Annotated in this window: 18 protein-coding genes, 5 tRNA genes, 2 pseudogenes and 1 riboswitch; of the genes and pseudogenes, 3 read left to right on the top strand and 22 right to left on the bottom strand. The window is 38.1% G+C overall.

Annotated elements, in window-relative coordinates; all coding sequences use genetic code 11:
- Positions 1 to 161 precede the first annotated feature (161 nt).
- The 11 genes and pseudogenes from GNT69_RS20295 to GNT69_RS20250 all read right to left on the bottom strand — a co-directional run bounded on the left by GNT69_RS20295 (position 162) and on the right by GNT69_RS20250 (position 12,777).
- Positions 162 to 1,724: a class I adenylate-forming enzyme family protein gene (locus tag GNT69_RS20295; RefSeq protein ID WP_203556827.1), complete on the bottom strand. Its 1,563-nt coding sequence runs from the start codon at positions 1,722 to 1,724 to the stop codon at positions 162 to 164.
- Between the two features lie 22 nt (positions 1,725 to 1,746).
- On the bottom strand, positions 1,747 to 2,034 hold the full coding sequence (locus tag GNT69_RS20290) for a ferredoxin family protein (protein ID WP_203556826.1): 288 nt from the start codon (positions 2,032 to 2,034) through the stop codon (positions 1,747 to 1,749).
- On the bottom strand, positions 2,031 to 3,323 hold the full coding sequence (locus GNT69_RS20285; RefSeq protein ID WP_203556825.1) for an FAD-dependent oxidoreductase: 1,293 nt from the start codon (positions 3,321 to 3,323) through the stop codon (positions 2,031 to 2,033). Before GNT69_RS20285 ends, GNT69_RS20290 begins: the two co-directional genes overlap by 4 nt.
- Positions 3,324 to 3,464: 141 nt before the next feature.
- On the bottom strand, positions 3,465 to 4,370 hold the full coding sequence (locus GNT69_RS20280; RefSeq protein ID WP_203556824.1) for an electron transfer flavoprotein subunit alpha/FixB family protein: 906 nt from the start codon (positions 4,368 to 4,370) through the stop codon (positions 3,465 to 3,467).
- Between the two features lie 14 nt (positions 4,371 to 4,384).
- Positions 4,385 to 5,155: an electron transfer flavoprotein gene (locus GNT69_RS20275; RefSeq protein ID WP_203556823.1), complete on the bottom strand. Its 771-nt coding sequence runs from the start codon at positions 5,153 to 5,155 to the stop codon at positions 4,385 to 4,387.
- A gap of 189 nt (positions 5,156 to 5,344) precedes the next feature.
- A complete protein-coding gene (locus tag GNT69_RS20270) occupies positions 5,345 to 6,499 on the bottom strand; it encodes an acyl-CoA dehydrogenase family protein (RefSeq protein WP_203556822.1) in 1,155 nt (384 codons plus the stop codon).
- A 650-nt stretch (positions 6,500 to 7,149) separates the two neighbouring features.
- Positions 7,150 to 7,326 (bottom strand): hypothetical protein, encoded by a 177-nt coding sequence (locus tag GNT69_RS20265; protein ID WP_203556821.1) that lies wholly within the window; start codon positions 7,324 to 7,326, stop codon positions 7,150 to 7,152.
- A 1,228-nt stretch (positions 7,327 to 8,554) separates the two neighbouring features.
- A pseudogene (locus GNT69_RS26305) lies at positions 8,555 to 8,802 on the bottom strand (IS91 family transposase); the annotation flags it as partial.
- A gap of 124 nt (positions 8,803 to 8,926) precedes the next feature.
- Positions 8,927 to 10,216 (bottom strand): GntP family permease, encoded by a 1,290-nt coding sequence (locus tag GNT69_RS20260; protein ID WP_203556820.1) that lies wholly within the window; start codon positions 10,214 to 10,216, stop codon positions 8,927 to 8,929.
- Positions 10,217 to 10,609: 393 nt separating this feature from the next.
- Entirely contained in the window at positions 10,610 to 11,413 is an 804-nt protein-coding gene (locus tag GNT69_RS20255; RefSeq protein WP_203556819.1) for an enoyl-CoA hydratase/isomerase family protein, read from the bottom strand.
- 131 nt (positions 11,414 to 11,544) lie between these two features.
- Entirely contained in the window at positions 11,545 to 12,777 is a 1,233-nt protein-coding gene (locus GNT69_RS20250; RefSeq protein WP_203556818.1) for a CaiB/BaiF CoA transferase family protein, read from the bottom strand.
- Positions 12,778 to 13,193: 416 nt separating this feature from the next.
- Here GNT69_RS20250 and GNT69_RS20245 point away from each other — a divergent pair, with 416 nt between their 5' ends.
- Positions 13,194 to 14,906: a sigma 54-interacting transcriptional regulator gene (locus tag GNT69_RS20245; protein ID WP_203556817.1), complete on the top strand. Its 1,713-nt coding sequence runs from the start codon at positions 13,194 to 13,196 to the stop codon at positions 14,904 to 14,906.
- 243 nt (positions 14,907 to 15,149) lie between these two features.
- On the opposite strand, the gene GNT69_RS20240 is transcribed toward GNT69_RS20245, so the two are convergent.
- From GNT69_RS20240 to tenA, 6 genes and pseudogenes are all read right to left on the bottom strand, one after another.
- Positions 15,150 to 16,472, bottom strand: coding sequence for a GntP family permease (locus tag GNT69_RS20240; RefSeq protein WP_203556816.1), 1,323 nt, complete (start codon positions 16,470 to 16,472; stop codon positions 15,150 to 15,152).
- A 421-nt stretch (positions 16,473 to 16,893) separates the two neighbouring features.
- The gene (locus GNT69_RS26300) at positions 16,894 to 17,112 is read right to left on the bottom strand and encodes a DnaB-like helicase C-terminal domain-containing protein (RefSeq protein WP_275411265.1); all 219 of its coding nucleotides are present in this window, start codon (positions 17,110 to 17,112) and stop codon (positions 16,894 to 16,896) included.
- 13 nt (positions 17,113 to 17,125) lie between these two features.
- Positions 17,126 to 18,151: pseudogene (locus GNT69_RS20235) on the bottom strand (replicative DNA helicase).
- A 4-nt stretch (positions 18,152 to 18,155) separates the two neighbouring features.
- Positions 18,156 to 18,500: a replicative helicase loader/inhibitor gene (locus tag GNT69_RS20230; RefSeq protein WP_203556815.1), complete on the bottom strand. Its 345-nt coding sequence runs from the start codon at positions 18,498 to 18,500 to the stop codon at positions 18,156 to 18,158.
- A 17-nt stretch (positions 18,501 to 18,517) separates the two neighbouring features.
- On the bottom strand, positions 18,518 to 19,345 hold the full coding sequence (locus GNT69_RS20225) for a hypothetical protein (RefSeq protein ID WP_203556814.1): 828 nt from the start codon (positions 19,343 to 19,345) through the stop codon (positions 18,518 to 18,520).
- A gap of 210 nt (positions 19,346 to 19,555) precedes the next feature.
- Positions 19,556 to 20,260, bottom strand: a complete 705-nt coding sequence (tenA, locus tag GNT69_RS20220; RefSeq protein ID WP_203556813.1) for a thiaminase II — start codon at positions 20,258 to 20,260, stop codon at positions 19,556 to 19,558.
- A gap of 168 nt (positions 20,261 to 20,428) precedes the next feature.
- Positions 20,429 to 20,531: riboswitch (TPP riboswitch) on the bottom strand.
- A gap of 398 nt (positions 20,532 to 20,929) precedes the next feature.
- Between tenA and GNT69_RS20215 the strand changes: the two genes are divergently transcribed.
- On the top strand, positions 20,930 to 21,280 hold the full coding sequence (locus tag GNT69_RS20215) for an exonuclease/endonuclease/phosphatase family protein (protein ID WP_203556812.1): 351 nt from the start codon (positions 20,930 to 20,932) through the stop codon (positions 21,278 to 21,280).
- Between the two features lie 388 nt (positions 21,281 to 21,668).
- Positions 21,669 to 22,427, top strand: a complete 759-nt coding sequence (locus GNT69_RS20210) for a YfjL-like protein (protein ID WP_203556811.1) — start codon at positions 21,669 to 21,671, stop codon at positions 22,425 to 22,427.
- A gap of 301 nt (positions 22,428 to 22,728) precedes the next feature.
- Here the strand turns inward: GNT69_RS20210 and GNT69_RS20205 are convergent.
- The 5 genes from GNT69_RS20205 to GNT69_RS20185 form a co-directional block, all read right to left on the bottom strand.
- A tRNA-Leu gene (locus tag GNT69_RS20205) sits at positions 22,729 to 22,810 on the bottom strand.
- Positions 22,811 to 22,818: 8 nt separating this feature from the next.
- Positions 22,819 to 22,893 (bottom strand) — tRNA-Cys (locus tag GNT69_RS20200).
- Positions 22,894 to 22,902: 9 nt separating this feature from the next.
- Positions 22,903 to 22,977: transfer RNA gene (locus GNT69_RS20195), tRNA-Gly, on the bottom strand.
- 5 nt (positions 22,978 to 22,982) lie between these two features.
- Positions 22,983 to 23,057, bottom strand: a tRNA-Gln gene (locus tag GNT69_RS20190).
- Positions 23,058 to 23,096: 39 nt separating this feature from the next.
- Positions 23,097 to 23,172 (bottom strand) — tRNA-His (locus GNT69_RS20185).
- Positions 23,173 to 23,222: the final 50 nt, after the last annotated feature.

The raw sequence follows: 23,222 nt of genomic DNA, 5'->3' as shown, positions 1-23,222 counted from the left end.
CTAATTCTTCGCTAAAAATACGAAGTTATTAGGTTTTTTTAACTCAAATTCGAGGTATTGTATAATATAACAAACGATTAAAAAAAGCTCGCAATCATTGACATATCAACGATTGCGAGCTTCTAGAAACTATGTGTTATTCATTATCGAAAATTGTTTTTTCATACACGGTTTAAAGAGTTTATAGTATACTCTATCAAAAACTTTTTATTAATTTTCCCGTTCGCTAGCCTTGGCATCTCCTGCAGAAAAACGATATGATCGGGAATTTTATATTTAGCTATTTTTCCAATAGCGTATTCTTTTAACGTACCTTCTGTTTCTGTACAATTATTCTTTAAGATTATGCACGCACAAGTCTGTTCACCTAATATGTTATCGGAAATTCCAAAAACAGAGACGTCTAAAACTGAAGGATGAGCGAAATAGACATTTTCCACTTCTGCAGGGACAATATTATTTCCACCTCGGATAATCAGGTCCTTTTTTCTCCCCACAATTTTGATGTAACCTAATGAATCAATGATTACCAAGTCACCTGTATGAAACCAGCCATCTTCGTCAATTGCTTCTGCTGTTTCTTTAGGCATTTGATAGTAACCCTTCATTAACCCTTCACCTTTTACAAGCAATTCGCCCACTAATCCAGGATTGACAGATGGATTTTCACCATTTAGTATTTTCACCTCTATACCTTCGAAGGTTCGGCCAGTTGTTTGTAAGCGACGAGCAATTGTATCACTTAAACTAGTCATTGAAATACACATTGCTTCTGTAGAGCCATAAAGATTCATAACTTCAATGTTTAACTCTGAGCAAATCTGTCTCATAATGTTTTCAGGACAGGCCGCTCCTGCAACAATCCCTATCCGAAGAGAGGTAATATCCTTTTTATAATTCCGTAAATCTTCAAGTTCACGAATGAACATAGTAGGGACGCCTAAATGAACGGTTACTTTTTCCTGCTCAATTAAATCTAGAGCCTCTATAGGGCGATGTTTCTCCATTAAAACAATCTTTGCACCAAAGAACAGTGGCATTAATACCCCTGCCAACAAACCAAAGGTATGACCACATGGTATTGGGACGAGTACTGTATCTTGACTTGAACAATTTATCCTGTATCCAGTATTTTTTGCAGAATGAAAAAGGTTATGTGATGTCAGTTGAACACCTTTTGGATTACCTGTTGAGCCTGATGTAAACAGAATCGCATATAAATCTTCTTTAGGGTTGATTTCTACTTGATTAAACTTAGCATCCTCATCAATTTCCAACAGTTTCTCTAAATTAAGCAAATCTAAATAAGAATAATACCCATCTTCTTTAAAACGAGTTGTAATAATAAAAGGAATATCATAGTTTTCGCTTAGCCAGGACAATTGAGACGAGCTTGAAACAAAGACTGCTTTAGGATCGATAAGATGAAGGCGTTGCTCTAATTCTTTCCCTTTCAAAGCACAATTGCATGGAACTGCTATGGCTCCTATTTTGGCAATAGCCATATAAAGAGCAATAAATTCATACCAATTTGGAAGTAAGATAATTACCTTATCATTTTTTTTAATATTTAACGAGGCTAGAGCAGAAGCGAGCTGTTGAACTTCATTTTTAAGCTTCCCATAAGTTATTCTTTGGTGGCCATCAAAAATAGCTTCTCTTTCAGGTGCATGTTCACCCCAATAATCAATAAGATTACGAAATGATCCTTCTGTGTACATCATCGTCACCCCAATTATTTATGGGTTATCCGCAGCGAAACTCTATTCCCATTGTTCCAATTGGATATTCCCATTTTTCCAGAATCGTTGATCCACATAGTACACGACAAGTTCCACATTCTACACAACCAGCATAATCAAAGTGTAAATCGCCTTTTTCATCCACTTTATATAATCCGACAGGACAGGCAAGCTCAAGCTTACGGAATTCTTTTCGATCAATTTCTCCTGACTTTAAAACAATATGAGCATTTTCTTCATCTACGTGAAATTTATTTACACCAAGTTTTTCATCGACATTAACTGTGCTCATAGTGAACGGACTCCTTTCAATGCATCTTTCGCGATGTTCATGACGCCAACCTTCTTCACTTGTTTCATCATATTTTTCATTAATGGCTGAGCAGGCTCTCCATTCATAACAAACATCTGTGCCATCATATCTGCAGCTAGACGAGGATATCCATCAAAGATTCTCGGCGTTTCCTCTAAGAAATGAGGGAATTTTTTATAATGTCTCAAATCCTTCATCACAAAGCTTGCATCCAAAAAGTCTTGATATGAATTGAGGGACTGTTCGCTAAAATCATTGGTTTCCCTCGCTTTTAATACAGCATTCGCAGCACATTCTGCCGATGCCACCGCAAAGTCCATCCCGCGAACGGCATACCCTAGATTGATACAAAAACCAGCCGCGTCTCCGACGACTAACACACCATCACCGATAATTTTCGGCACCATCGAAATACCTGCCTCTGGCACTAAATGTCCTGAATACTCAATCAATTTCCCGCCTTTAATAAGTGGCTGAATAGCTGGGTGGTTTCTAAAGTTTTCTACCATTTGGGGAACGGAGACATCTCCTTTAACAAGTTCACTTAATGTACTAACGACACCAAGTGAAACGCTCGATTTATTTGTATAAATAAATCCACCACCAACACGGCCGCCAGAAGGCGTTCCCGCAAACAACCAAGCCGCCCCTTCATTTCCATTACACTGGAACCGATCTTCAATTACACTTTCAGGTAATTCAATGACTTCTTTTGCCCCGACAGCTACTTCATTTGCTTTTAATTCGCCACGGAACCCTAACTTTTGTGCTAACAGAGAGTTCACGCCATCTGCTAAAATCGTTACATCTGCTTCTAATTCATCTTCACCGGCTACAACTCCACACACTTTCCCATCACGCATAATGAGATCATCAATACGAATACCATTAATGATGCTAACACCTGCATCTTCAGCTTTTTCCGCCAACCATTGATCAAATGGTCCACGTAGCACTGAATAAGAATCACTGCCTTGAACACCCAGCATTTCAGAATAAAAATCAATCGTAAAATTACTTTCTTCCGTCATTAAACTAATCTTTTCACGGGTGATTTTCCGTTCAATTGGGGCTTCATCCGCAAAGTTTGGCATAATTTTTTCCAGGCTATGACTATAAATCCGCCCACCAGTCATATTTTTACTACCTGAATAATTACCCCGTTCAATTAATAATACTTCCAATCCTTCTTTTGCTAATAAATAGGCGGAAACCGTACCAGCAATTCCACCACCAACGACGATGGCATCAAATTTTTCCTCCGACATTTTTAACATCCTTTCGGTCTCTTCATTAGTAAGAAGCGGAAAAACCAGATAGAGTTTTTCCGCTTTTTTTCACTGTCGTGTAGTTGTTAAAGTGTCAATTTATAAAGTAGCAACCTGTTATATGGATAATGTATTAAACTGTTAAACTAATACTTTTTTAAAATGTTCTGATAAGGCAGGAGCCACTTTATAAAGATCGCCAACGAGACCATAATCTGCATATTTAAAAATTGGTGCATTTTTGTCTTTATTAATAGCGATAACCGTTTTAGATTGATTAATACCAACGACATGCTGAGTTTGACCTGATACTCCAAAAGCAATATAGACATCAGGTGACAGCATTAAACCAGTTACCCCGATATATGTCTCATGCGGCATCCATTTTTCTGCGTCAGCAATCGGTCTAGTACAGCCTACTTCCGCGCCAATAGCTGCTGCAAAATCTTGAATCATTTTCAAGTCTTCTTCCTTAGCAATTCCGCGCCCAACACCAACGATTCGTTTTGCTTTCGTCAAATCGACGCTTGCTTTTGGTTTTTGTTCTTTCCCAATCACTTTAAATTTGAACGCAGGTTCTACGAAATCAACTGTTTCTACTTCTCCAGTACCTTTTACAGCTTCTGATTCTTCAAATACGCCAGCACCCACTGTAACAATCGCTGTAGCAGTAGCTGCTTTTTCTTTACGCACGGCTGATCCACCATAGACCATACGCTTAGCTTCTCCGTCTTTCGTTAATTCGGAGACATCTGTAATTACACTAGCACCCAACATCGCTGCCAAACGTCCTACAATTAACTTACATCTCTTTGTAGGCTCTACTAATAAGAAATTTGGCTTTTCTTTCTCAACAAGAGAAGCGATTGTTTCAGTATAATCTTCAAGCATTGCATCCGCTTGAGCAGGGATGCTCCAAACTTTATCAGCGAAACTTGGATCTACCTCACCAATCACAACGGCTTCTACACAATCGCCTAATTGACGAGCTCCATTACTTAATTCAATAAGAGTACTAGTTTTCTCAGCAAATACTAATATTTTCATTATTTTTCACCCACCTATTTTAATTCTACAGCAATTTTTTCAACAAACTGTTTAATAGCGTCGTCTGAGTCACCTTCAATAATATCTTGTTTCCGCTCTACTTGTTCTGGAGCTTTCGTTTCAAGAACTTCAATAGAGTTTTCAAGTTTAGCCGAGCTTACATCTTCTGCAGTCAAAACCGTTGAAGGTTTTTTCCCTGCTCCTAAAATTTGTTTCATACTTGGAATTCGTGGCATATTAATATCTGCTGTAACAGAAATCACAGCTGGCAATGGAACTTCCAATGTTTCTACTTCATCTTCTAACGTACGCTCTACTGTCACTTTCCCGTCAACTACTGAAATGTTGCTTATGCTATTAATCGTTGGGACATTAAGAAGTTGTCCGAGTTGAGCGCCTACCTGTTGTGCATATAAATCGGCAGAACCTTCTCCACAAAGAATGAGATCATAGCTACCAATTTTCTCAATGCCTGCTTTTAAGACTTGAGCTGTTTGGTGGGTATCCATATTGTCTAAACTGTCATCTGCGACAAGGTATAAGCTTTCTGGTCCACGTGATAACACATTTTTCTTTAATTTAGAATCATTAATTTTAGTAGTACCAGCACTTAATGCTGTCAAACTCCCACCATTCGCTTCTACAAGCTGGACACCTGCCTCAATACTATTCAAATCATAATTACTAACAGTTAGCTTCGCTTTATCGAAAGAAATATCCCCATTAGACTGAATCGTAATGTCTTGTTCCTCTGGAACGACTTTAAAACATGTAACAATATTCATGATTTCACCTCAAAATTAGTAGTATATCTATATTTTTAAATCATTTACTCTCGTCATTGATAAAACTTTAGTCTTAGACGAGGCACTATATAGGATGATTCTATTTAGTGCCTAGTTAAAAACATCAAACTTTCTATTAATAAATGATAAATTGTTTAAAGGGCTGTAATCCTTTGAATATCAATGAAATTATTTTGCGTATTTTTTAACAATTTGACGACCAGCAATATGAACCATAATTTGATCTGTACCACCGGCATATTGGTTTCCACGGCAATCCAACCATAATCTGCTCGTTCTTGAATCTGTTGTATAACCAAGACCGCCAAAGATTTGCATTGCATCTGAAGCAACTTCAGTAGATGTTTTACATACATAGCGTTTAACGAGAGCGCTATCAAGACGTACCGACATGTTATTATCCATCTTCCAAGCTGCACTATATAATAGATTGCTCATGTTCTGGATTTTAATTTCCATATCAGTAAGCATTTCTTGAATTTGTTGGAAGCGAGCAATTGGTTGTCCGAAAGCAATTCTTTCACCTGCATAAGCTGCTGCATCTTCCATCGCTGCTTTTGCTAAACCTAAGCTGTGAGCCGCAACAAATAAACGCTCTAATTCAAAGTTTTTCATTAGGTTAATGAAACCTTTTCCTGTTTCACCAACTTGAGCACTTTCGTCTACTTCAACATTGTCAAAGTACATTTCACAGAAAGGAACGCTTGTTTGACCAATTTTTGATAATGGAGCTGTTTTCAATCCTGGTGTATCTTTAGCTAAAAGGAACATCGACATGCTTCTATTTTCTGGAGATGGATCTTCGTCTTTTGCGATAACTAGAACGTAAGGGTTAATTTCACCATTAGTAACCCATGTTTTTTGACCGTTAATCACTACTTTTCCGTTACCTAAGCGCTTAATCGTTGAAGTCATTGAACCATTATCAGAACCGGCTCCTGGCTCGGAGATCGCAATTGAAATCGGACATTTGCCAGTTTCCTGATAGATATCCATTACAAATTTCACTTGTTCTGGGCTACCAAATTCAACAATATCCCATAATGTAAGTGTGTTAAGAAAGAATGGAAGGGATCCGCCAGCTGCTCTACATGTTTCTTCTACAAGAGCTACTAAAGTTTGAACATCGGTTTCAGTTCCACCTAATTCTTCAGGAAGACCCATTAATCCGAACCCTGCATCTAAATACGATTTATATACTTCATCTGGGAAACCATGATCATCGTACGCTTGTCTCAATACATTTTCCGGAAGATACCTCGCTACCCATTCTCTTGCACTTTCAATCAACAGTTCTTGTTCTTCAGTTCTGCTAAAATCCATTATTCTTTCCTCCTAAAATGTTCTTTTGTTCTACACTTAATATAAATGCAACTATCATGCCAACTTTTTAACCCTTGAAAGTGCAGGGTTTTTATTTTTACTGTATAATTTTGCTCGTACAAACTGTTCATTTTTGTTCACTTAAGCGTGAACATCTTATTGAGCCATTCATTTTTGATCGATAATCTCACGCATAATAAAAAGGATGCAACGATTATAGCCCGTTACATCCCTAATAAATGAACTTTTATAGAAAAGCCTCACCTGTCTAACAGATGAGGCTTCTGTAATTATTTTACTGACTTTTAAGCCTAAACTTAGTAGGGTTTCATATACAATTTAAATGTTTTCTAAGCATAAAAATCATTGGAAATCTCCAAGATGATACAAATGTGTATCACTCATAACTTGATTCCGGGTTAAAGGAATCTATTTCGATTCAAATTAGTATCTCTAAAATTGATATAAACGTTAAGAGAAACAAAAAGGAATCACCCCCCTAAAAATGAGCGTATTCCTTGTTTTCTAATACAAAATTTATTCTCTCAATTTTCCTCAGCTTCATTATACAACACTTACAGTGATGAAAAAATATAAAGAAATGTTCCACACTAATGCGCGGAACAGCCGGATTCATTCATCTAGTAAAATCACTTTAATGCTTCTAGTTCATTTTCCATAAGCCAAATTGCTCCTGTTTCATCAAGAAGCTGTACTTTGCAACTCTTCTTTCCGTTTGGTGCTGTTTTCTCTTTTACAATGATCCCTTCCAATGGATTGGTAAATTGAAATGGATTGTTTACTCTCACTCTAGTTCCCACCCTCATTTTGTTCACCCCTTGTTTCATTCATTTTTTCTTTATAAATTTATAAAGCGAAACTTCCATCAGAGGGGGGTTCTTCATCCCCCGCTGATGGTTAGTTGAGCCAATCGGGCATTTACTGGCAGTTTACCCCATATTTATTCTTACTAGTTGACCTGATGTCTTGAAGTGGGTGGTATTACTGCCAGTTAATCTGCGATAAAGTAAATCCTTTGATAAAGGAAAAACTTTGCCGCTCCTTTGTTCCACTATTCCACAATGCTTGTCGCTGCAAATATATTTTGAAGGAGTATGATCTTGTTTTATATAACGAGAATTTTATTATTTTTCGAAAACTTTTTTACGAAGTGTAACTTTTGTCACACTTTTTGTAATTCATAGTGTACCACACTTTTTTGAATAGTAAAATTATTTTATTTCGCAAAATTTAATTTTTTTGGACTTTAGGCCCAGTTATATTTGATGCTAAATAATTGCTACAAGACATCCACAAAGCGGGAATCCCAATTCATCAGCATAAAAGAAAAAATTGGATAAATTCTAAGAACATAAGAAAAACCGGGCAAAAACCGCCCGGTCCTTTTATCGAATGTTATATATTCCTAGTTAAATTAACGTTTCTTCGGGTATAAGGGAAAACCGCAATATGTTCACAGGAGGACATGAATGATTTTTTCAAAAAATAAACGTACCACTTACATAGTTCTCTATGGTTAATTAACAACTCGTTTGATTGTGTGAATGAAGGGCTTGGCTTTTTACTCCCAGTACTCGAATTAAAGAGGTTGATAGTTCATACAATTCGTTATGTTTATTTTGCTAGTACATGGATAAACCGTGATTTTAAGGGTGTTTTTTTGCTAGTACTTGGATTAAACCGATTTTGTGCCGTTTTTTATTGCTAGTACAGGGATTATATCCACCTTCTGACCTCATTTTATTGCTAGTACTCGGATTAACCCTTCATTTTAGAGCGTTTTATTACGAGTACTAGCAATATATTAAGGAAATTTGGTGTTTTTAATACGAGTACTTGGATTAAAAAACGCGTTACCAGCATTATCGGTTAAAAAAGCCTACAAATCTCTTCGGTCAAATGTTTATAAATGACCTCTTCCGGAAAAATCCAAGTGCTTTTACCCAGTACTAGGATTAAAATTTCCGATGCCAAAACTTACAAACGCTTAAGCAACTTCACCTTGAATGGCTGAACGTGGACTCATTTTATGCCAAGAAACACGTCTCTTAACCCTTCATCAATCGTGAAGATTACAGAACACCCTCAGTAGTTGTGCAGAAACGACCTTTACATCGATACGGAACTTTTCGAACATCATGACAGCCTTCACACACAAAAAGCTTAATGTCCCCACAATCACCCTTGGTTACAATGGGACGTATTTTAGCACCGTGTTTTCTTTTAAAAGCTTCCCAATGTTGGTGTTTATCGAAAAATGTTAGTCTCCATATAACGAAAATACAACAGAAACGAATGACTGTGGTAGACCCAAAATTATACGCTTATCTTTTTAAAAAAGCCTTTCCGTCAAACAGAAACCGACGAAAAGGCTTGCTTTACTATATGATTTTTAACTGAAGTGTTTTAGACGAATCCCATAACACCCATGATAACAGCAACCCACATTGCGATAGTAGGAATGAGTAGTCCTATAACAAATACATATTTATATGTTTCTTTCATCGTCGACCCTGTTACCGCCAACATCGTTAATAATGCACCGCAGTTAGGAAGAATGGCTGCAGTTGAAGCCACAGCAGACACTCTATGAAAAACTTCTGGATTTATTCCCGTTGATATGGCTATTTGATAAAAGGTTTCACCATAAGTAGTAAGCGCAATTCCCAAACCACCTGCAGCAGAACCTGTGATCATTGCCATAAGTTGGACAGAAAGTGCTTGCGAAACCAATGGATTACTGGAAAGTTCAAATAACCAAGTAGTGATATAATCAAACGCAGGGACTACTGCAATAACAGCACCAAAACCAACAGCGGCACTAGTATTTAAAATAGCCATTACCGAACCCGCACCACCCCCGTTTATAGCGGGAATGAATTGCTTCCAATCCTTTAAATTTAAAAGCATACTGCCAACAATCCCGACCATAAGAGCATATATAGCTTCTACTTTCACAACGTTAAGGAAAATAATGACCAGTAGCAGCGGGATTAAAGATAATATCCAGTTTGGAACTTTCTTTTCTCCATTTTGTTGAGCTTCCTTGCCATTTGATTCTGGTTCTTTAAACCCTTGTCCTTTAGCAGTAAGTTTTTTCTCACTATAGACTAAGAAAAGATAACCACCGACAGCCATAATTAATGCCGTCACAATCCCAATAACAGGTGCAGCAGTAGGGGTCGTATTAAAATATGGCATTGGGATTAGATTGTGTATCTGAGGTGACCCAGGTATAGAAGCCATTGCATAAGTACCAAGCCCAAGCATGATGGTAGGAACAATCAAATTCCTTGAGATATTCGCTTCACGGAATAATTCAAGCGCGATTGGAAAAATCGCAAACACGATAACAAAGACACTGACTCCACCATAAGCCAATACTGATGTAGCGATCAAAACTCCAAGAAGGGCTCTCTTAGTACCAATTATTTGAGATACCTTTACAGCAATTGCTTTAGCAGCCCCGGTAGCTTCCATTAATTTACCGAATACGGCTCCTAATAAGAAAAGTGGAAACCAATTCTTGACGAAGCTAACAAGACCAGCCATATACGTATTTGTGTATGCGTCAAAAAAGTCTATTCCAGCCAATAATGCTACCACACCAGCTGATAATGGCGCCACCCAAATAATGGACCAGCCAATATAAGATAAAGTAACAAGTAGTATTAAACCTACAATTATACCAAACATATCGTTCACCTAATTTCTCAAAAGTAGACAATAATTGCTATTATTTCAAGTGCAAATTTCAAACTTAAATTATACTTATCTTTCAAAAATCACAAAATCTAAACCTTCTAACTAGATAATCGATTCTTTCGGAAATTTCAATAACTAGTGAAAAGTTTTGAGGTTACTTCATTATTCATGCATCTTACCAAGGAGTGTGTAAAATAGGTAATATGCAATACTAGCGGGCAGTAGCCCCCACCTTAAGACATAAAGTTAACCTTTTAACAGTTGATAGGGGCGAGCTGCCCGTTATTACATCCCCTTCAGAAAAGGGAGCACACATAAGCTCAATGATATTTTATCGTAGAGCAAGGAGTCTCGAGTCTACGATAAAATGCGATCATGGAAATTCTATTTATCTTCAAAGATTGGTGAACGCTTTTCTAAGAATGCGGCAATTCCAGCTTTACCATCCTCACTGCCGATCGCTAGACCGCCTAATGCCTTTTCCAAACGTAATCCTTCTTCTAAAGTCATTTGCATGCCCTTGTTTATCGCGATTTTGTCATACTTTATTGAAAGCGGAGCATTTTTAGCAATGGTACGAATCAATTCTTCCGCTGCCGGAATCAGTTCTTCTGGCTCCACGACTTTATTTACTAGCCCAATTTCTTTCGCTTCATCAGCTTTGACCTTACGTGCAGTGAAAATCAATTCTTTAGCAACACTTATACCAACTAGTCTAGGTAGGCGTTGAGTTCCCCCATAGGTTGGGAGCAATCCTAAAGTCGCTTCAGGCAAGCCCAATTGCGCTTTTGTGCTCGCAATACGGAAATCACAAGCTAATGATAGTTCACAACCACCACCCAAAGCAAAACCATTTATCGCAGCTACAACAGGACGAGGATAATTTTCTAACAAAGCTAAAGTCTGATAGGTTTCTTCTACACCGTCCATGAAACGTTCGCTTACACTAGGACTTTTACCAGGAACCTCATCCAACAGTTCACTAATATCAGCACCTGCCACAAAGCTACGGCCTTCACCGGTAATAATCACACCACTAATTGAACGGACGTCTTTATACATCGTGTCCACACAGTGGCGGAGTTCTGTAAGCAACGCAGCATTAAGCGCATTGAGTACTTCAGGACGGTTCATCGTAATGTAAGCAATAGAATCCTTTACTTCATACTTAATATTTTGGTAATCCATTTTTGTCCTCCTAATCTTTGAGTAACCATAATTTTTCAGCCCCGCTGCGCTCTATCTTGTGATAATCATCACAAGATAGAGCGTCATTCATCGTGCTTAAAAGTAAACAGGGGAGCGTTTTATAACTATTATTAAACTAGTGCTGGAGTCTTGTCTGCAAAGATTGCCCCAGAGTTGAACATTTCTTCGATTTCTGCATCAGTATAGCCAAGCGCACTAAGAACTTCTGCATTATGCTCTCCAAAATGTGGTGCCCTCTCACATGGTGGCGCTACATTTGTAGAGAACTGAATTGGTGAGCAAGGGATAACTGTTTCTCTGCCGCTTTCAAATTTAAATTTAGTAAGGTTACCATTTGCCCAGCCTTGAGGGTCCTTATGCACATCAGCAAAGTGTCTAATCCTTTCGCAAGGTACATCATTAGCAGTGAATTGGTCGACCCAATACTGTAAGTCTTGAGATGCAAAAGCGTCATCCATCATTTTAACCATTTCAGGTCTACGCTTCTTAACCTCTTCCAAAGTATTGTATCGAGCATCATCGATAAGGTGTTCAAGACCTAACACTTTACAAACTGTTTCATAGAAACGTCCATATTCGATAACTGTCAGCATGAACCACTCGCCATCCTTACAACGATAAGAACTCATGAGCGGATGATTTGGTTCTGTACGAGATTTCGGGTATTCGTCACCATATTGAGTAGATAAAACCATCATCGCATATGCCCAAGTCGCTGTACCAAGCAAGGATACAGAAACTCGTTCCCCTTCACCTGTGTTACGCTGTTTAAATAAAGCACCTAAAATACCGGCAGCCAAGCCCAGACTTAACGTATGGTCACCCGCACCAGATGGGGAGTTGTTTGGAGCATAACCAGGTTGGGTCACATCTAGAAGCGCACCACTTCTTGACCAGAAAGCCGTAATATCGAAACCAGGTTTACTTGCTTCAGGTCCTTCCGATCCTAAACCACTAACATGAGCCCAAACTAACTTTGGATACTTTGCATGTAATGTTTCATAATCAAGGCCAAGCTTTGTCAATGATTGTAATCTAGTGTTACTAATAAATACGTCAGCGGATTCAATAAGCTTATGCAATGCTTCCATACCTGCAGGAGATTTCAAATTAAGTGCAATGCCTTTTTTGTTAGCATTTTCAAATTGGTGGATCGGGCTTTCTTCTCTAGTGTTTGGCATACCCATGCTTACGCTATATCCACGAATCGGATCTGGTGCAGGGCCTTCGATTTTAATAACCTCTGCTCCCCAGTCAGCGAGAATACGTGCAGCGGCAGGAGCTGCAGCATAGGTTGATAGTTCAACTACTTTGACGCCTTTTAAAGGGTTACCGAATTCCATTTTGTATTTCCTCCTATGTTTTGAGCATTTTTTATTACACTAACTATACATGCATGATTCGTGCCAATACCTTTCGGAGTGATAAACAAGCGTTTTTACAGAAACAATTGGGTTTATCCAACATTAAATTATTGATCATAGATACAAGTATGTATCGTGTTTTACATAAAAGAACCTGCGGTGATTCAAATGAGTATCTATTATCAGGGTAAACCGAGTTTTACTATTTTTATTGATACAGAACGAAATCATTTTCCGGAAAATTATTTTTATATATTATAAAATGTCACTAATGAGTCACTAATGAGTCAAATGTGTATCACTAAATCATCATATAAATCGTTTAAACTAATAATGAAAGCACTTTATATTTTTAGAGCGGAAATTAATTGTTATTTTGAATGGAGGTTTATTATATGATATTAAGTCCCAGTTACTCTGTGCTAAATAACTCGTTATTTAATAGTTATATGGATGGAATTATTATTATCGCTGACGATCTCGTAAAGGATATTAACCAAAAAGCTTGTGAAATGTTGAACATTAATAAGAGAGAAGTGTTAAATGAATCTTTTGATCAAGTACTTCCAGATGTATTAGTAGAAGACTTTCTTTCAGATAACACGATTTTTATCAATAATTATTGTTTATCTATTAAAGTGATTCCAACTCCCTTTGGATTTCATATCTTAATTCAAGACATTTCGAGAGTGAAAGAAGTATGTAGTCAAGTTTTAGATGATAATATTAACAATGTAGCCAAATTACTGAATGCATCTGATGATGGATTCTCAATAGTCGATAATAAAGGAATAATCACCCATGCGAATGAAACTCTATTACATTATCTAGATATAACTTCTAAAGATATTATTGGCAAATCTTCAAATACTCTTGTCACCAACGGGATTATTAACGAAGTGAGCTTTCGACACGTATCTAGAAACAGAAAAAAGTTCGATCTCAAACAAGTAGTAACTCGAAGAAATACTGGTTTATTAACAACGGCGGTGCCTGTCATTAATTCTATAGGAGAATTAGAATATATCGTTTCCACAAGCAGGGACTTAAATCGTATGAATCAACTTGCTCGCCCGATTAAAAAAACAACTTTTCTTACGCCTAAATGCAGTTCGAATGAAATTGATAACAGCTTTATAAAGATGTTAAGGGACGAAGGCAATGTGGTTGAATCACCATCGATGGTCGAAGCTTTTAACAAAGTACAAAAGGTGATGGATACCGATGCACCTGTGCTAATAATTGGTGAAACAGGAGCAGGAAAAGAAGTCTTTGCAAAAGTACTGCACGAAAAGGGGAGCCGCAAAGATAAGCCATATATCAAAGTGAACTGCGGCGCAATCCCATCTGAGCTCTTAGAGTCTGAACTGTTTGGATATGAAGCTGGTGCTTTCACTGGAGCGAAAAAGGGAGGAAAAAAGGGGTTATTTGAACTTGCAAGTGGCGGAACAATCTTTCTAGATGAAATTACTGCATTATCATTGCCGCTCCAAACAAAACTTTTACGTGTTTTGCAAGAACAAGAAATCATGAGAATTGGTGGAGCTCAGACGATAAAAATTGATGCTCGGATCATTTCCGCAGCCAATGATCTCGAAGAAAAACTAAAAAAAGAGGAGTTTCGAACGGATTTATATTATCGATTGAATGTCGTTCAAATAAATATCCCGCCTCTACGCGATAGACCTGAAGATATCCCTCAGTTAGTTAATCAATACTTAAAAAGACTAAATTTAAAATACAACAAAAAAGTATCTTTTTCATTTAATGCAATCGCCACTCTAAAACATTACTCATGGCCAGGAAACGTAAGAGAATTGATAAATGTAGTTGAAAAATGCGTAATTTTATCTAATAAGAATATTTTGGAAGAGAGCGATCTCCCTAAAGAGATCAGCACGGATGTAATTGATCATCAGGAAGAACTAGGGAATTTAAAAGAGGTATTATATAATACAGAAAAAAAATTAATCGAAAAAGCAATGCTTTATTATGGAAGCACACGAAAAGCAGCAAAAGCATTAGGAGTGAGTCAACCAACAATCGTACGAAAACTGAATAGTTATTTGGAGTCTGGTGAAAGCGCCAAAGAAGTCTCATCTGTCTAACAGACGAGGCTTTTTTTGTTTAGTAATAATGTAGTAGTGTTCATCAATTTTGAAAAACAAGTTAATTATCGTGATGTACAAAAATAAAGAAAACTCGCCGATTGGCGAGCCCTAAGGGCGGAGACAGAAGCGTAGTTGCCCTGATACTTTCCTGGTGTTAGCCAAAGAAAACCCAGAAACATTGATAAAACAACGTTTCTGGGTTTTAGAATCTTTTTAAATCGACCTAAAAAGTCTTGTATACTAGTAAAATATAATAGCTGTTATAACTGCAGCAATTAGCGCTAATAAATTACCAGCTGTCATTAAAATAAATTGATATTTAAAACCATTTTTATGAGTAAGTCCTGTTACAGCTAAGAGTGTTAATACAACGCCTGCATGAGGCATAATCGTTAATACACCCGATGCTATCGCGGAAACTCTATGCATAACTTCAGGATTCATACCCATTTCCAAATATGGACCTGAAAAAGCCTCCATCGCAATCCCTAAACCACCTGATGCAGATCCTGCTATACCCGCCATCGCTGTAGCAGCTACAGATAAACCGATAAGTGGGTCACCAGGGATATTAAGAATGAAATTTGATATTGCTGTAAAACCAGGTGCATTTGTGACAACTACCCCAAAAGCAACAGCAGAAGATGTCATGAATACAGGAGAAATCGCATTAACAGAGCCTGCGTTGAGTATCACTTTTTGATTAGGAATATATTTATTAAATAAAACTCCCGATACAAGAATCGCTATTCCCAACCCAATCAGTACAATGTTTGGTACTTTAAAGGAGCTTCCGATTAAAATTATTACAATTAATACTAGCATTGGTAGTATACTAACAAAAAACGATGGAATGTCCGTCCTTATGTCACTAGTAGTATTTGTATCCGAATCATAATCTGCAAATGTTTCTCCATTTGCGATACTTTTGTTTAATGCATAATTCATATACCATAGTCCAAATATAATGGCTACTACTGATCCAATCACACCCAAGAGCGGTGCAGCTGTTACGGTTGTCCCTAAATAAGCTGTTGGAACGACGTTTTGAATCGAAGGAGTACCAGGCATCATAGTCATTGTAAATGTACCAATACCGAGCATGACTGGAATGGTTATCAAATTCCAAGCAATATTTAATTCTTTAAATAATGGTTTGGCAAGTGGAACGATGACAAATAACACAACAAATAAACTAATACCACCATAAGTTAAAATGGAACCAATTAGAAAAACAGCTATCAATACAGAGAAAGGCTTATCTGTTCCAGTTGCACTTAGCACTTTTTGAGCAATTGATTGAGCTGCTCCACTTTTCTCTATATACTTCGCTAAAATAGCTCCTAGTAAAAAGACAGCAAAATAATTAATGACAAAGTTTGTTAACCCTCTCATATATGAGTTATCTGGGCCAACTAAAGATGAAAAAAAGTCCATCCCATTTGTTACAATAACAACAATGGAAGAAAGTGGTGCTACAAAAAGGATGCTGTATCCTTTCATTGATAAATAGATAATTAATACAATAGCGACTACGATACCTATAAGCCCTAATATTTCCATGGTGTTTCTCCTTTACATTATGCGTTAGGGTTGTTTATTAATAATACAATACATATACCTCCACCAATACAAGTACTAGGAATACGACATTTGTCATTTCTTTCTATTCGTTCATACATTAACGAAATAGTAATTCTTCTTCCACTTACTCCTAAGAAACCATGATTTTCGTATGCTTGTCTCAATACATTTTCGGGAAGATATCTTGCGCCCCATTCTCTTGCACAATCAACAGTTCTTGTTCTTCAGTTCTGATAAAATCCATTGTTTGTTTCCTCCTAAATGTTCTTTTCTTAAGCCTCCTCCAAACGGTCACAGTGACGCCCCGAATAATCTTGTTTCACAGCGATGTTCCACGGAAAGGGGGTGGTGGTTGCCGTCACAATGACTACATGGGGCCGTTGTCCTCGAAGGCTTATTCTCATTCGCCTTCTCTCTCCCCGCCCCCATCATAAAAATCCCCAATCTCCTTATTAAACAACAGCTTCATGGTCCCGACGGGTCCATTTCGGTGTTTGGCGAGATCGATTTCAATGATGTTGTTATTGCTGTTATCTTTTTGGTAATACTCCTCTCTGTATAAAAGCATGACGAGGTCTGCGTCTTGTTCGATGCTGCCGGAGTCACGGAGATCGGACATGAGCGGGCGCTTGTCAAATTCTTTGTTCCACACCCCGTGATAACTGCGAGAGCAGAATGATTGGGACTTGATATTGTTTGGCGATTTGTTTTAATTCCTTTGTGATGCTACCAATCGCCAAGTCATGGCGATCATGTTTCCCGGTCATCGCAATCAATTGCAAATAATCAATCACAACAAGATAATCTTCAGTAGGGAATTCTCGGCGTGTTTTTTGGATTTGTGCACGAATGTCTGCGATTGTTTGGCGGGATTGTTCATGAATATGTAGATTCCATTTGTAATAGGTTTCGAGGGCGTGGTTGGCTTGTCTCTGATCCTCTTCATTAAAGAGCCGATAGGGATTTTTCCATTTGGCTCCATGGATGCCTGATAGCGTACTCAAAATCCGCTTTGCCAGCTGTTTCTCTGGCATTTCGAGGGAAAACACATCCGTTACTCCCCCCTTTTTACAGCAATTGATTGCTAGCTTTAAGGCAAAAGCTGTTTTCCCCATCTATGGGCGACCGGCCAGAATAATTAAATCTCCCTTGTTCCAGCCACCGGTCATTTTATTAAGCGACTCAAAGCCCGTATGTATACCTTGTAAATCACCGTGGTCCTCATACATTTCTTCATAGATTTCCATCAGCAGATCTTTCTTCGTTGTTCCGTTCGTCCGCCCAAGCTCCTGCATTTTAATAAAAGACTGATAAAAACTCTCTGCTTTTTCCATGCTGCCTTCGTTTAAGAAGCTAGCAGCTACCCGCTTAAGTTCACGAACTTTATATTGTTCGAGCACAAGTCGCTGGTAATCCTCAATATGAGCTGCGCTTGAACAAAATGCCGCGAGATTGCTTAGGTAGCTTACGCCGCCGATGTTTTCTATCTCGTCTTCGAGCTTATAGAGCAACGTAATCATGTCAATCGCTCGTGCTTCCTCTCTCAGCTCAATCATTGCTTGGAAAATCAGTTGATTCCTTTTTACCGAAAAGTGTAACGGTTCGAGAGTCAACTCAGAAATGAGGACCGGTTCTAAAAAAATCGCCCCAAGAACCATATTCTCAGCTGCTAGCAAGTCTTCGTGGTGATGAGTTAAGTAACCAACATGGCTCTGGTTTGGATCGTCCAGATAATTGGTCCCGTTCAATTCGCTCCCTCCCTTCACTTTCCCATTGTTTTAGTTGGTTGAGAAAGTCATTCTCTTCTTTGCGATAAACCGCAATCTCAGCAATCACAGGGGGAAACGGGCTTTTCGCGATATGAGCCATTAATCGATTGTTCACCTGGGAATACTCCATTTTGCGACACATATTGATCCAAATGAGGAGCGTTTCGTCGCTAATTTTAAAATTAGGGTACATCGATTGAATTTGTTCTAGTATTTTCAATACTTCATGCTTCTCCATATTCGTTTCCCTCCCAATCACAGCCTGCCTTGATGTTCCAGCCGAGCCATCCGCTCATCTAACGTCTCACCCCTGAGGCTGTTGCTTTTACTCTTTGCTTTAAGCTTAGCTAACCGGCTGAAAATTGCGGCCTCGTAATACTTCATGCTGTGGATGGTCTGTTGTGGAGAGGCACCGGTATAAATCGAATGAATTTCTTCCATCCATGCCATCAGCTGTTCCAGTGGTACTTCCTGGTCAGCAAGTTTTTGAAGTGAAAGGAGGTCTGTTGCTGAGAGGCTTGTTCCTTTTTTCCGGAGCCCAATAAACTTTTTAGTCATTGCCTCAATCTTTCGAGTTCGTTCCTCGTTCTTCGAATCTGCATGCGGTATTGTGGACGGGGCATCCTCTTCTTTCTCAACCTTCTGCTCTCTTTCTTGATTTTGTTCTTTATTCGTTTCTTCCTTGTTTTCAGTTGGTTCTCCCTTCGTTTCGCGAAACAGAGAGCAAAAAAAATCAACAAACCCACTCCTTTGAATCTGTTCTAGATTTAAGAGCGTAAACAACGTTCCGACACTGCTCTCCTCTACGAAAATCAAGCGTTTCTTGACTAATTTATCGACCGCCCGTTTAATCGTACTTTTTGAGTAAAGCTTTTCGCCTCTTCCTTCACGGTAACCAAGATCCTCCGCTAACTTCGAATAGGCTCGTATATATTGACCTTTTTTCAAGCGCATGCCATTGACCATTCTTCCATCTTCCCTTGTTGCCTGCGTAACCAACAACAAAAACAAACGAAATGGCACAACCTCTTTCCAAAGTTCCGTCTCAATCACATCACGAGATAATTTTACCCAACCACACATTTATGTCACCCTCTTAAGTTATATATTCTTCCAATCGTTATATAGAGATAAAACTTTAAAAAGGACAGGGGTGGGAGAAGTTTTTTCGAAAAATGACTTTAAGGAGGCCAAATGAAATAATCATGATTTTTAAATGGGTGTCACCAATTAAAATAGCCCCTTTCTAATAGACAAATTGTCCATAAGAAAAGGGCTGTGCTTTCGCATAGATTATTTGGTTGAATGTCCTTCCGTTTTCAATGATAGCGGCCATTCCTCGATGTTCTCGGCCATCTCCCAGAACATGTATTCAAATAAACTTGTTTTAACAACGATTTCTTCTAGTTCAGCTAATTCATGCTCTGGTTTTCCACTTGCGATCTCATTTATTAGGTTTTTACAATCTTCGGCTAACTCGGTAAATTCATCAGAAGAGTACATTTTCACCCAATTTCCATAGAATTCATGGTCGATGGCTCCTGGCCATTTCGCCACTTCTTTCCCGATAAAGTTATAACTCCATGCGCACGCAAGTACGGATGCGACCACATTCTCCACTCCACCTCGTTGCGAGACATTTAGCATATAGCTTGTATACGCTGTCGTTGTAGATGCAGCCTCCGTTGCCTCAAGTTCTTCATTGGAAATCCCGAATTGAGCTGCATATTCACGATGAAGATCCATTTCCATATCCAAGGTGCCATGCAGAAGCTTTGCAAAGGTTGTCATTGTTTTTAAGTCCCGCGCTTTCGCACTTCCTAAAGCAAATAGGCGGCAATACTCAATCAAATAAACATAATCCTGCTTCATATAATGTTTAAACTTTTCTTTTTCTAACCAACCTTGACCAAGCCCTTTAACAAAAGGATGTTCTAAATAAGAATTCCAAATTGGTTCTACTCGCTTCCATAATCGATCCGTAAATAAGCTGCTCATGTTCGTTTCCCCTTTCAATTTTCATCATAATAGATTCGTCAAAGGCCATGTTTTACCTGAGTTGTCAGTAAGTTTTTTAAAAGATTTCTAGAATGGTCTCACCTCATTACATAGGGTGCAAAAAAAAATCATCACTAGTTATAGGGATGATTTTTGGCTACATGTGAAATTGCACCAGTTCCACTTCCCTCCGCTAGTGTTACCTAGATCAGGTTCAAAGGGTCGATAAAAATTTTATCTCTCAGCATTCCATGCTCCCCTAGTCGAATTATTTTATTATATTGTACCTATAAGTATAGGCATATTAGATAGTAAAAGGCAAATATTTCAAAAGGTTCATAGTGTGACAGTGAAACACGGGGACGGTTCTGCCGTTCCGCCATTTTTTTCTAATTCGAGTTTCTGTTGATTATGCCATGTGATTTTTCCCCGATATGAACTCATCGGCTATGGGATCAGTAGGTCGCACCCCATGAATTTTTGGATCTGACTCCCGCTCAATTCTAGTTATGTGGCTGGAAAGGTTCCTCTCTACTCGACCCCAAAAAGTAAAAATATGTAGCAACCTTAATTAAATGCGCCTTCCCTTTCTTATCATTCTTTATATACTATAACAGCCAAAAAGGAGGTGTTTGATTTGGGTATTAGAAGGAATGATGTTTCTTCTCTGTGAAGGCAATAGCACGTCAAATCGCATTAGTGAAACCTGACCTAGTCGGTTTGCAAGAAGCTGAACGATGGCAACTTGAAATTCCCAATCTCCCGATAGTCACTTTCGACTTTGTAAGTTTATTATTAGCTGAATTGAAAAGAAGAGGATTACACTACGAAATAGCAGCTGAGAATCGCAATTTTTTGGGACGACTCCCTGATCTAGACGGGATAACAGAAGCTATAAAAATATTCGATTATATTTATTATCAAATAAACGAAGGGAATTCTTCGAAAAAATTTTGGCCGTTACAGGCACTACCCACTATGAATTTGTCCGTTTCATTACGTATGAATATTCTAATATAAAAGAAAAGGAGGTGTAGCTATGGGCTTAAAAAGACAAGTTGACATTATACTTGAAAAGATGAGCCAAAAAAGGTTTGATGATACAATTGTAATAGAAAATGTTAGCTCTGGATTAAATGATTACGAAAAGGTCTGATAAAGCGAATGAATTTGGCAATAGATGGGGAAATTACCTATCTCTCTATTCGAAATTTGGACCGACTTACAAGATTCGGATACGAGTATTTATCCCAATATTTTGCGAGCAACAAAACAGAAAACAAACCCTCATCAAAAGACCCTCAAAATAAAACAGACGCATCCTCGGTTTCCTAAGCAAATCAAAAAATAGATACTTGAAGTTTGTTCTCCTTTTAAAATTTACATTTAAGAAAGAACGGTGATCAGAATGAAAAATCGGAAAAAGTTATTATTGAAGATCATAGCAGGGTCATTAGCAATAGCACTTATTGGGGGGATACTTTTTATTACAAATTCTTTTGTCGGCAATCCAATTTCAGCATCATTTGCCAATAAGACTATAAAACAATATGTAGAACAAAACTATTCCTCCTTAGATCTTGAATTACAAAAAGCAAGTTATAACTTTAAAGATGGATCATATGCGGCAAGGGCTGAATCTAAAACAAGTATAGATACAAAATTTTATATTTATTATCGTGATGGTGAAATTTTACGGGATGATTATGAAACCTATGTTATAGGGAAATTTAACACCTTACAAAGGCTTTCAGATGAGTATTCTGTTCTTGCAAAAAATATCGTTGCTAGAGAACTAGGGTTTGAGAATAATACTACAATGGTGTTGTACGATAAAGATGAATATGAAAATTCTAATGGTGTTTTAGAACTTGATATGAAGTTTAGTAGAACTTTACCCATGAAAGCAGAGGTTACCATTCGACTTGATTTAAGTGATAGCTCATTAGAAGGCATCGCAAAAGTTTTAACCGATGCACATAAGGCATTTATAAACAATGATTGCATTTTTAACAAATATGACTTATACGCTGAAAATGATGGGATGCTCATAATGGTAAATGGGGTTACTCCAGCGGATATTGAAAGCGGTGAGCTCATAAGCCGACTTGAAGAAGCTAAGAACAATGACAGTGTGGGAGGAATTAGCGTTTTCATAAAAGACTAGAAAAATCCACCGTTTTAGTATCATTTCATACCTCAAGGTACTCATTTTTCATTTTACTTCATTGAAACTCAAGAAATCGAGAAGATCCAAAGTTAATTAACCTATAGAATTCCACTTAAGAAGCTTCTCCATCGAATTTATTCCGGCTTCCAATCAATTGCAGTTTTCTATTAAAAAATGAAGAAAATGATTTCAAAACCTACCTTTTTTTCCACAAAACAAAAAACACTCACAAATATTTATATATCAACATTTGTGAGTGTTTTATCATTTTTTTAATTTACTCGTTTTTACCTACAGATACCGGTGGTCGGGGTCGAACCGACACTCCTCACGGAACACGATTTTGAGTCGTGCGCGTCTGCCAATTCCGCCACACCGGCAAATCATTTGGAGGCGGCAACCGGATTTGAACCGGTGAATAAAGGTTTTGCAGACCTTGGCCTTACCACTTGGCTATGCCGCCGTATTAAACTGGAGCGGAAGACGGGATTCGAACCCGCGACCCCAACCTTGGCAAGGTTGTATTCTACCACTGAACTACTTCCGCATAAATGGCTGGGCTAGCAGGGTTCGAACCTACGAATGACGGAGTCAAAGTCCGTTGCCTTACCACTTGGCTATAGCCCATTCATATCATATTCATTATAATTTAAAATGTGAATATTATGGGGCGATCGAGGGGAATCGAACCCCCGAGTGTTGGAGCCACAATCCAATGCGTTAACCACTTCGCCACGACCGCCATAATAAGTTGGCAGGGGTAGTAGGAATCGAACCCACACTGGAGGTTTT

It is taken from the genome of Bacillus sp. B15-48 (genome assembly GCF_016879755.1).
Taxonomy (GTDB): Bacteria; Bacillota; Bacilli; order Bacillales; family Cytobacillaceae; genus Mesobacillus_B.
Note: the sequence above shows the minus strand (reverse complement) of the source record. Positions and strands in the feature narration are given on the sequence as shown.